Source organism: uncultured Aggregatibacter sp., from assembly GCF_901873365.1.
In the GTDB taxonomy this organism is placed as follows: Bacteria; Pseudomonadota; Gammaproteobacteria; order Enterobacterales; family Pasteurellaceae; genus Aggregatibacter.
Genome location: NZ_CABFLM010000085.1, coordinates 1 through 9,775, shown reverse-complemented (window position 1 = coordinate 9,775; position 9,775 = coordinate 1). Strand labels below are relative to the sequence as shown.

The following is a 9,775-nucleotide window of genomic DNA, read 5'->3' as shown; positions in this document are numbered from 1 at the left end:
TCTTTATTTACTGCATTTAACAAATTCGTTCTCTCCCGCTCATTTAACATTAAATGGCTAGGTTCAAAATTAAATAAGGTTTCACTATCAATGACATAATTGGTTGGCTCAAAATCTTCCCCACAGCCAATGTGAATCGGGCTTAATGGGGTTAAATAGACCTTGTGGGTTTGCATAAATGGTTTCATTTGTGATCCTTATGTTCAAAATCGACAAATAAATTTAAGACGGGGGCATAGCCTTGATGCACCGCTTCCGGTTGAGCATAAGACACGCTATCTAATCCATTACCTAAAAATAAACGTGGTTGATAGTTTTCAGGCGTAAAAATGGCTGCTGGTTTTGCCAAAATAATCGGCTTTTTAAATGGATTGGAGCTTAAGGCTTGAATGTCACCGTGGCGACCAAATCTTGTCGTAATTTGGTAGTAGCAGTGCTCCTTATTTAAGCCTAAACCTTGCGGGGCACAATTGGCTAGCGTCAAATAACAATTTGCATTCGGTTGAGTAAAATCGAAGGCTTGTGGATTTTCACAACGGAATTTCCCTAGCCCGATAGAGGCATCACGTCCAAAACCAATATTTCCGACATCTTGAAGCACTATTTGTAACGCTTCCAATGAAAAGCGATTTTCATCTAACATGACATAGAGCTCGAATTTTTGTTGTGCGTCAAACCAGGTTAGTTCTGTGGAATAAGGCGCAAATTGTCCATCACCTGTGGTATTTGTTTGGCGATCAATGGTGTTATGGAACTGGTCTTGAGTTTCTTTTTTGAATTGAAAATTCGCCTGTAAAGCACATTCTTGCCAAAATTTCACCGCACTTTTTTCTGCATCACTGATGTTGACCCATTGGGCTTTTTTTAAACTTTTACGATCGGTTTTTGTTTTGGTGTCCCAAAACGTTGATGGCAACGTCGGTAAAGGCAAAAAACCTTCCGGAAAAGCATCCGACACCACCATAAATGGGCGCTGTGTGGTATAACCTTCAAGTAATTCACTTAAGCGTGCTTCACCAAAACGATTTCTCACTGCCCAACAAAGCTGACCAAATAAGGTATCGCCCACCAAAGGCGTTCCCATCGCACTTTGTGGTGTGAGTGTAAAACGATATAACTTCATAAAATCACCTTATTCGAAAGGTTTAATGTCGTCTAAATTACGAGTTTCACCATCAACCGTTAATTCAGTAAATTTCACTTTGCCGTAACCCCGGGAACCGGATCCGCCAAGGCTGTCAAGTTCTAATAGTTTTAGTCCACTTAATACTGTATTCAATAGCTCTTGTTTATCATCTTCATCAAACACACGTATCATGAGTTTAAAATCAAACTCTGCTCCAGCAGGAACGCGTTCCGTTAAGCGTGGGTTGCCCGCTGTTGCAGTGATACGATCAATTGTGTTTTCACTTTTTGCTTCGGTTAAGGATAAACCGTCTTGAGTGATCTCATTCGCCCAAGTTTCGTTTAAATCACAATCCCAAAATACTAAGCGAGAAGCACCGATTTTTTGCATTTTTTCACTATCTTCCGCATCACCGCTTACACCAAAGAGTTTTAAAATGAGTTCAACTGCTTGTTTACTTTGTGCTTTCTCTAAATCGTTTAATGAGAGCGGTTTATTTTTGACTTCACCACTTTTCCATTCTAATAAACTGCGAATTTTGCCTTTTAAACTGGAACCTGGAATATAAGGGCGATTGGTAATTGGGTTTTTCACCACAGAATTATCAATACCACCAATATGCATTTCGTTATCGCCTGCACCTATATGTAACCCGCTTTTTAATAATAAGGTGGCTTTAATTTCGATAATGTTGGTTAATTTCATCTTTATTCTCCTTTTTCTCTGCGAGTTTCTTCTAATTTACAATATGCAATGACGGCTTCCATAAATAATTTAGCTTCTTTTAAAGTATCAGCATTTTTGATCTGATCAATGCAACGATTAAATACGGTACTAAATTTATTATTAATATGTTTTCGTCCCTCAGCATATGCCACTTTGGCTTTTAACATACGAATGAAAGGTTCTTGTTTTTTAAATTCCGCCTCTCGATTTGTTCTATTTAATTGCACTCGGTCATTCCACATGGATAATTCATCATAGAATTTACGAATTTGTGTACTTTTATTGTTATCTTTATTAAAACCTTTATCGGTAGTTTTAATGTCTCTGGCACAACCTTCTGCAATGCGAGAAAAAAGATCCACTTTTTTTTGTTCACCGAAAATAATTTCAGTTTCAATACCCATTAAGAGCTCCTTAATTTCGTTGTTGGTAGAAATAGTTAAAGATAGGAATAATAAAATCGCCTTTGTACGTTTCTATTCCTTTATCGCCTAACGATGTAATAATTTGATTCAGTGCGGTTGATTTCTCCTCTTTTTTGAGCTTATCCACCACATAGCGCGCAGTTTTATAATAGAAACGACTACGCCACATACTGTTTTCTATTTTATTTTCTTTATTTTCCGCTTGAAGGGCAAAATGAATCAGTGAATAAATATAAGCGGTCGAAATTTCATAATCTTTTGCAAGTCGTTCAATTTCGTCGCCTAAATTTAATAAGAATTGCCATTTTTCCCACTTCACGGAACGATTAAAAATCGTTACCGCATTTTTACCGGCATCAATTTTTTTCGATTTTTCTAAAGCCTCTTCAGCTAAATCGCCTAAACGTGGCACAGGAATGTTTGATTTACTCATCACCATTCCCACGGAAAAATGAATTTTAGGATTTTCTGCTACATAATGCGCAAAAGCTTGTTGCATTGCGTGTGCCACTTTTTGCGTAGAATACCAAGGGCCGATTAAGAAGAAATCATCGCCCCCCGCAAACACGGTGTACATACTTTGGCTTTGTTCAGCACAATAAGCCGGCAACCAAAGACTAAAAAAGAGATTCATTTGGCGAGAAAGTGCCGCCATTTTGGCAATGTTGGCAGACTGAATACCTTCTTGGAAAATTGTGCCAAGATTATCCACATCTCCTTTTAAGGTCATTAATGCTTTTTGTCCCTTATCTTGAGTTTCAATATCCTCAAACGTAATAATCTTTCCTTCCTCATTAAAAGGTACATAAGCATTGATATAACGGCGGGCATAACCGTTCCAAATGGTGCTATTTGTATTTTCTGGTAATGAGAAATCCCAAAAACGGTGAATTTGTAACAGTTTTACCGGATAACCAAATTCTTTGGTATCTTCACGGCTATTGGTAAAAATCACTTTAAAGCCAAAAATCAGCAATTTTAGAATTTGTGTTTCATTAATGTCAGCGTTTATATCCGAAATAATAATGCGTTGTTTTTTCGATAACATTTCCCCAATTTTGATTTGATCCTCTGAAATCACGGAACGTTCTTTCCCAATTTGAGCTGGGAAAAAGCTATTCATTTCACAAACACCATTTGGATATTCAACTTCCTGCACGCTTTGTGTCGTATCCGTTAAATCTAATCGTTTGAGCTTTTGCTCTTCTAAATTCTCAACTAATTTTTTAACTAATGTTTCGTAGTGGTTTTGTTCAAAATCACCGCATTTTGCTGATTGAACTGCGATACTCAGCCCGATTAATCCATAGGTTTCTTTGATAAACCATTGGTTTAATTCCGATTGAACTTGCTTGATTGCATTTTTTACTTCTTCCGTATTCGGTGCCACAATCAAAAATTTACCCGCCGCATTCATCATTTGTGAAGTGGTTGGTAACTTACAAGCATTTAAAATTTTAAGTGCGGCTAATTCTGTGAAAAGTGACACTTGGAAGGAGCGGCCACGCAAGATTTTCGCTGCGCCTTTGTTGGAAGCACTACCGCCGGAAAAAATAAAATCTTGAATGCCGAAGAAGTCGCCTTGAATTAATAAGAATGGCTCTTCTTCATTGATTTCTTGATCTGCGAGAGCAACCACAAACGCTGCGACTGCTTTAGTGAAATCATAGAAAGAAATTTCATCACCATAAGGACTTGGCAAATTGCAAGTAAAGCATTGCATTGCGGTATCAAAATGATCTAGCCATAAACTTGGGTTATCACAATGAGATTTAGGAATCTCTGTGATCGCTTGAACAAACTTATCCCAATGTGTTGAAAGTGCGGTATCTTTTTCTTCTTTTTCGGGAAAAATAGAATTTGGAGAGAGTGGTTGGCAATCATAAAAAAATTGCATTTTTTTATTCGCTTGATTGATATTTTCAAACAAACTAAACAGTTTATTACTCTCTTTTAATTCAGGTTGTTTACCTAAAACAAGGTGTTCAGCTTGTGATAAGAAAGGAGATATATCAACCTGTTTGAATTGGGATGGAAAAGAGGGAAGAGGTAAATGAGGTTCTTGTTTTTCAGCGAATAGCTTTAAATAATGGTGCAATACTGAAAAAGCGAGAGAAATTGTATGATCTGACATAATTACTCCATGTATCGAAATATTAAGTGAAGTATAAGCACGTTTTTTAAATTTGCCAGCAAATACAAATTTGTAAACATTAATATTAATGCATATTTTTACGATTTTTACTATAGCAAACGTTTGCTTAGTGCTAGAATAAGCCGATTTTTATTTCTCATTTTTAAGGATTATGCCATGAATAGATCATTAGCCATTGAGTTTTCGAGAGTAACCGAAGTTGCCGCCCTTGCCGGTTTTGCGTGGTTGGGGCGTGGGGATAAACATTCGGCTGATGATGCTGCCGTGAAAGCCATGCGTTATATGCTAAATTTGATTCATATGGATGCGGAAATCGTGATTGGCGAAGGCGAAATTGACCACGCGCCGATGTTATATATCGGTGAAAAAGTGGGTTCAGGCATGGGGGAATTAGTGTCTATTGCGGTCGATCCTATTGATGGTACGCGCATGACGGCGATGGGGCAGTCTAATGCGATTTCTGTATTGGCGGCAGGTGGCAAAAATACTTTTTTGAAAGCACCGGATATGTATATGGAAAAATTGGTAGTGGGGCCGGAAGCAAAAGGCATTGTTGATTTGAATTTGCCGCTTGAACAAAATTTGCGCCGTGTTGCTTCAAAGTTAGGCAAGCTATTATCCGATTTAACGGTGATGATTTTAGATAAACCTCGTCATGAAGCCGTGATTGAAAAAATGCATCAACTGGGTGTGCGCGTATTTACGATTCCTGATGGTGATGTGGCGGCTTCGGTATTATGTTGTTTGCCGGAGGCGGAAATTGACATGGTTTATGGCATTGGTGGTGCGCCGGAAGGCGTTGTGGCAGCGGCTGCGATTCGTGCCTTGGGGGGAGATATGCAATCCCGTTTATTGCCACGGAATCAGGTAAAAGGCGATACGCCGGAAAATAAGGCATTGGCGCAAGAAGAAATTCGCCGTTGTGAAGAAATGGGTGTTCAAGTCAATACGGTGTTGCAGCTGGAACAGCTTGTGCGTGATGACAATTTGGTATTTGCCGCCACCGGGATTACTCATGGTGATTTATTAAAAGGTATTCGCCGTAAAGGCAATTTAGCCACCACGGAAACCTTATTGATTCGAGGTAAATCCAGAACCATTCGTCGTATTCAATCTACCCATTATTTAGACCGAAAAGACACCGCACTTTCCCGTTTAATCGGCGCGTAATTCCAAAAGAAAAGGGCTAAGTAGCAACGATAAAATGCACTTAGCCCATTTAATATCGCGCTTTTGCAAGCGCAATTTTTAATTCATCTTATCGAACAATATTCACTGCACCTTGATATCCCAGCTGGCGCCAAGCTTCATACACGGTGACCGCCACCGAGTTGGAGAGGTTCATACTGCGGCTGTTGGCAGTCATGGGAATACGGATTTTTTGTTCCGCCGGCATACTGTTTAAAATGTCCATTGGAATGCCGCGGGTTTCCGGGCCGAACATTAAATAGTCGCCCAATTCAAATGTCACTTCACTGTGTGCCGGTGTGCCTTTTGTCGTTAAGGCAAACAAACGCTTCGGTTGCTCGCTTTGCAAAAATGCCTCGAAAGTTTTGTGCTTTTTGATGTCGGCAAATTCGTGGTAATCCAATCCGGAGCGGCGTAATTTTTTGTCGTCCCAGGTAAAACCCAGTGGTTCGATTAAATGTAAGCGAAAGCCGGTGTTGGCGCATAAACGAATAATATTGCCGGTGTTTTGTGGAATTTCCGGTTCGTATAAAACAATATCTAGCATGGTGTTCCTGATGGTAAAAATAAACGGCTTATTATAGGCGCAAAAAAGGGGGGCTAAAAGCGCTCATAAAAAATCCTTATCAATGGTTAAAAAGGGATTTTTATTCTGATTTCCTCCGTAAAAAACGTGTAAAAAAAGACCGCACTTTGCTTTTTATGGCTTAAAAGTGCGGTCTCATTTTACGGTGTTTTTATAGGGGCTTCAAATTACCAGCCTTTTACGACGCCGTCTTTAAAGTGTTTTTTCGCTTCTTGTTCTACTTCCGGTGTTTGGTAAGCTTTCACGAAATCTTGGATAGCTTTGCTGTCTTTGTTATCAGTGCGTGCCACGATAATGTTCACATATGGAGAATCTTTATCTTCCACGAACACGCCGTGATCTTGTGCATTTAAGCCCACTTGGCCGGCATAGTTGTTATTGACAACGGCTAAATCCACATCGTCTAGCGCACGTGCTGCAACAGAGGTATCCACTTCTTTAATTTGTAAATGTTTCGGATTTTCAACAATATCCATTGAAGTGGAGAACAGGTTGGTCGGATCTTTTAATTTAATTAATCCTTGTTTTTCCAATAAAATCAATGCACGGGCAAGGTTGCTTGGGTCGTTTGGTACAGCAACCACCGCACCATCTTGTAACTCATTTACGCTTTTGATTTTTTTAGAGTAACCCGCTAACGGATAAACGAAGGTGTTGCCCACGATAACGAGGTTGTTTAACCCTTTCGCTTGGGAATCTTTGTCTAAATACGGTTTGTGTTGCATGGCGTTAGCATCTAAATCGCCTTTAGAAACCGCCGTATTTGGTAAGGCATAGTCGTTGAATAGAACGTATTCTACGTCTAAGTTATATTTTTCTTTCGCAACTTTCGCGGCAATTTCAGCCACTTCGTGCTCAGGTCCTGCCATCACGCCGACTTTAATTTTTGCCGGTGCTTCTGCTGTTGCTGCCGGTTTTTTCTCTTCGTTACACGCTGTTAATGCAAATACGGAGGCAAGTGTTGCTACGCCGAGTAATTTTTTTAAGTTCATAAAAGATCCTCTTTTAATGTTAATGCTAAGTGAATTAACGATGATCGACGCGTTTTGCGAAATCATCGCCCAGTTTTTGTGAAATCATGACGAATACGACAATAATAATTGTGGCGACCCATTTAACGTACACCATGTTGCGATATTCACCGTAGTTAATGGCGAGGCTACCTAAACCGCCGCCGCCGACAATGCCCGCCATGGCGGAATAGCCCACTAAGGTAACTAACGTTAGTGTGATACCGTTAATTAAGGTTGGTAGTGCTTCCGGCAAATAGAATTTACGGATGATTTGCCAGTTTGTCGCGCCCATCGCTTTTGCGGCTTCCGTTAAGCCTTTTGGTACTTCCACTAAGGCATTTGCGGTTAAACGTGCCACAAATGGCATGGCACAAATGCTTAATGGGATAATTGCCGCCGTGGTACCCAGCGTCGTGTTCAAAATGAAACGGGTAAACGGTAACAAAATGATTAACAAAATAATGAATGGAATGGATCGTCCAATGTTAATCACAATATTTAAAATGAGATTTAACCGTGCGTTTTGAAGAATTTCGCCTTTGCCGGTGAGGAAGGTTACTACGCCAAAGGGTAAACCGATGATCACGGCTAACAGGGTAGATGCAAAGCTGATATATACGGTTTCATAGGTAGAAACCCACACGGCTTGCCACATTTGAGGCGTAAGTTGCGTTAAAAAATCATTCCACATAGCCTAATACCTCAACACGTACGTTATTTTCCATTAAATAGATTTTGGTTTGTGTAATAGCATCTTCATCACCTTCCACTTCTGCTACGGTGAAACCAAATTTCACGCCACCGGCATATTCAATTTGGGAGGTTAAAATGCTTAATTCCACACCGAATTTTTTGGAGGCTTGGGATAACAATGGGGCATCCACAGAGCGTCCGGTAAACTCAAATTTGATAATCGGGTAAGACTTAGCGTGTTTTGGCGTGTGTGATAGATTCTCTAGATATTCATTAGGCAGATTAACGTTAAAGGTAGAACGAATAAATTCTTGAGCCAATTCTGTTTTGGGATTGGAGAAAATGTCGCTCACTGAACCTTGTTCTACAAGTTTGCCGTGATCGATGATGGCAACTAAATCACAAATGCGTTTGACAACATCCATTTCGTGGGTAATCAAGAGAATCGTGATGCCTAAAGTGCGGTTGATTTCTTTTAATAATTTTAAGATGGCGTGTGTGGTTGCCGGATCTAGCGCACTAGTCGCTTCGTCGCATAATAACACTTTGGGATTGCTTGCTAGTGCGCGTGCAATGGCGACGCGTTGCTTTTGACCGCCGGACAAATTAGACGGATACACATTTTTTTTGTCGCTTAAGCCTACCAAAGAGAGTAATTCATTGACTTTCGCTTCGATTTTTTCTTTCGGTGTGCCTTCTAATTCTAAAGGTAGCGCGACATTACCAAAGACGGTTCGGGAGCTCAATAAATTGAAATGTTGGAAAATCATGCCGATATTACGGCGTTCCAATACCAGTTCAGCATCGCTAAGTTGAGTGAGATCTTTGCCATCAATGATGACTGAACCCACAGTGGGTTTTTCCAATAGGTTGACGCAACGAATCAGAGTGCTTTTGCCTGCACCGGATGCGCCGATAACGCCACAGATATGTCCCTTCGGAATATCCAAGGAAACGTTATCAAGTGCGGTCAGTTTTTTACCTGAAACGTCGAAAATTTTGCTGACATTCTTTAGCTTAATCATATAAGCCCTTTTGCGGTTTCGTTTTTATCAAAAAAAGATTTTTGTATTCTAGACGTCTAGAATGCCATGTCAACCTCTATCCATGACATTCTTATAATTATTTGCTTTCTCTTAGAACAAAAAAGTTGAAGGTTTGCACAAGATAAAAATAAAGAAGATAATCGGTACGAATTTATATTTAAATGGGACAAAAAGATGAAGAAAGCGGTTTTTTTAGATCGAGACGGAACGTTGAATATTGACTATGGTTATGTGCATGACATTGATCATTTTCACTTTATTGAAGGAAGTATTGAGGCGCTAAAAAAACTGAAAGAGATGGGCTATTTGTTAGTGCTGGTAACAAATCAATCAGGCATTGCGCGAGGGTATTTTACTGAACAACAGTTTTTGCAGTTAACGGAATGGATGGATTGGTCATTGGCTGATCGCGGTGTGGATTTGGATGGTATCTATTATTGTCCGCATCATCCAGAGGCAAAACTTGCCGAATTTAAACAGGATTGTGACTGCCGTAAGCCGAAATCGGGGATGTTACTACAAGCAATAGAAGAGCTGAGTATCGATCCGACAAAATCTATTATGGTTGGAGATAAGGTGGAAGATTTGCTTGCCGGGAAGGGGGCTAAGGTGAAAACGCTTGTTTTAGTGCGAACCGGTAAACCGATCACTTCTGAGGGAGAAAAAATGGCAGACTACGTATTAGATTCAATTGTAGACATTCCTAGTCTGATTATTAGTCAAAATTTATAAAAAATAACCAATCAAAACAAAAAATGAAAAAAAAGCTAAAAAGGGGTTGCGTGGATATAAAAAATGCCTATAATACGCCACCACA

General features: G+C 39.8%; 10 protein-coding genes and 1 pseudogene. 2 read left to right on the top strand and 9 right to left on the bottom strand.

All coding sequences use genetic code 11. From position 1 onward, the window contains the following. From QZ106_RS07850 to cas10, 5 genes and pseudogenes are all read right to left on the bottom strand, one after another. Positions 1-188 (bottom strand): annotated as a pseudogene (locus QZ106_RS07850) (CRISPR-associated protein); the annotation flags it as partial. Then, positions 185-1,123, bottom strand: coding sequence for an RAMP superfamily CRISPR-associated protein (locus QZ106_RS07845; RefSeq protein WP_295976203.1), 939 nt, complete (start codon positions 1,121-1,123; stop codon positions 185-187). The gene QZ106_RS07845 and the pseudogene QZ106_RS07850, both read right to left, overlap by 4 nt. A 9-nt stretch (positions 1,124-1,132) precedes the next feature. Beyond that, on the bottom strand, positions 1,133-1,831 hold the full coding sequence (csm3, locus tag QZ106_RS07840) for a type III-A CRISPR-associated RAMP protein Csm3 (RefSeq protein WP_295976201.1): 699 nt from the start codon (positions 1,829-1,831) through the stop codon (positions 1,133-1,135). A 2-nt stretch (positions 1,832-1,833) separates the two neighbouring features. After that, positions 1,834-2,256 (bottom strand): type III-A CRISPR-associated protein Csm2, encoded by a 423-nt coding sequence (csm2, locus tag QZ106_RS07835; RefSeq protein WP_295976199.1) that lies wholly within the window; start codon positions 2,254-2,256, stop codon positions 1,834-1,836. Positions 2,257-2,266: 10 nt separating this feature from the next. Then, a complete protein-coding gene (gene cas10, locus QZ106_RS07830) occupies positions 2,267-4,411 on the bottom strand; it encodes a type III-A CRISPR-associated protein Cas10/Csm1 (RefSeq protein WP_295976197.1) in 2,145 nt (714 codons plus the stop codon). Between the two features lie 177 nt (positions 4,412-4,588). Here cas10 and glpX point away from each other — a divergent pair, with 177 nt between their 5' ends. Continuing rightward, positions 4,589-5,602, top strand: coding sequence for a class II fructose-bisphosphatase (glpX, locus tag QZ106_RS07825; RefSeq protein WP_295976195.1), 1,014 nt, complete (start codon positions 4,589-4,591; stop codon positions 5,600-5,602). An 88-nt stretch (positions 5,603-5,690) separates the two neighbouring features. Here glpX and trmL read toward each other — a convergent pair whose 3' ends face one another. The 4 genes from trmL to metN form a co-directional block, all read right to left on the bottom strand. Continuing rightward, positions 5,691-6,167 (bottom strand): tRNA (uridine(34)/cytosine(34)/5-carboxymethylaminomethyluridine(34)-2'-O)-methyltransferase TrmL, encoded by a 477-nt coding sequence (gene trmL / locus QZ106_RS07820; RefSeq protein ID WP_295976194.1) that lies wholly within the window; start codon positions 6,165-6,167, stop codon positions 5,691-5,693. Positions 6,168-6,373: 206 nt separating this feature from the next. Further along, entirely contained in the window at positions 6,374-7,198 is an 825-nt protein-coding gene (locus QZ106_RS07815; RefSeq protein ID WP_111306181.1) for a MetQ/NlpA family lipoprotein, read from the bottom strand. 34 nt (positions 7,199-7,232) lie between these two features. After that, positions 7,233-7,910 (bottom strand): methionine ABC transporter permease, encoded by a 678-nt coding sequence (locus QZ106_RS07810; RefSeq protein ID WP_295976190.1) that lies wholly within the window; start codon positions 7,908-7,910, stop codon positions 7,233-7,235. After that, positions 7,900-8,937 (bottom strand): methionine ABC transporter ATP-binding protein MetN, encoded by a 1,038-nt coding sequence (metN, locus tag QZ106_RS07805; protein ID WP_295976188.1) that lies wholly within the window; start codon positions 8,935-8,937, stop codon positions 7,900-7,902. Before metN ends, QZ106_RS07810 begins: the two co-directional genes overlap by 11 nt. A 195-nt stretch (positions 8,938-9,132) precedes the next feature. Here metN and gmhB point away from each other — a divergent pair, with 195 nt between their 5' ends. Then, complete coding sequence (gene gmhB, locus QZ106_RS07800) at positions 9,133-9,690, top strand: D-glycero-beta-D-manno-heptose 1,7-bisphosphate 7-phosphatase (RefSeq protein ID WP_295976185.1); 558 nt, start codon at positions 9,133-9,135, stop codon at positions 9,688-9,690. Positions 9,691-9,775: the final 85 nt, after the last annotated feature.

Excerpts from the sequence above, each read along its gene's own strand:
- QZ106_RS07845 (WP_295976203.1), bottom strand. The coding sequence starts at position 1,123 with ATGAAGTTATATCGTTTTACACTCACACCACAAAGTGCGATGGGAACG.
- csm3 (WP_295976201.1), bottom strand. The coding sequence starts at position 1,831 with ATGAAATTAACCAACATTATCGAAATTAAAGCCACCTTATTATTAAAA.
- csm2 (WP_295976199.1), bottom strand. The coding sequence starts at position 2,256 with ATGGGTATTGAAACTGAAATTATTTTCGGTGAACAAAAAAAAGTGGAT.
- cas10 (WP_295976197.1), bottom strand. The coding sequence starts at position 4,411 with ATGTCAGATCATACAATTTCTCTCGCTTTTTCAGTATTGCACCATTAT.
- glpX (WP_295976195.1), top strand. The coding sequence starts at position 4,589 with ATGAATAGATCATTAGCCATTGAGTTTTCGAGAGTAACCGAAGTTGCC.
- trmL (WP_295976194.1), bottom strand. The coding sequence starts at position 6,167 with ATGCTAGATATTGTTTTATACGAACCGGAAATTCCACAAAACACCGGC.
- QZ106_RS07815 (WP_111306181.1), bottom strand. The coding sequence starts at position 7,198 with ATGAACTTAAAAAAATTACTCGGCGTAGCAACACTTGCCTCCGTATTT.
- QZ106_RS07810 (WP_295976190.1), bottom strand. The coding sequence starts at position 7,910 with ATGTGGAATGATTTTTTAACGCAACTTACGCCTCAAATGTGGCAAGCC.
- metN (WP_295976188.1), bottom strand. The coding sequence starts at position 8,937 with ATGATTAAGCTAAAGAATGTCAGCAAAATTTTCGACGTTTCAGGTAAA.
- gmhB (WP_295976185.1), top strand. The coding sequence starts at position 9,133 with ATGAAGAAAGCGGTTTTTTTAGATCGAGACGGAACGTTGAATATTGAC.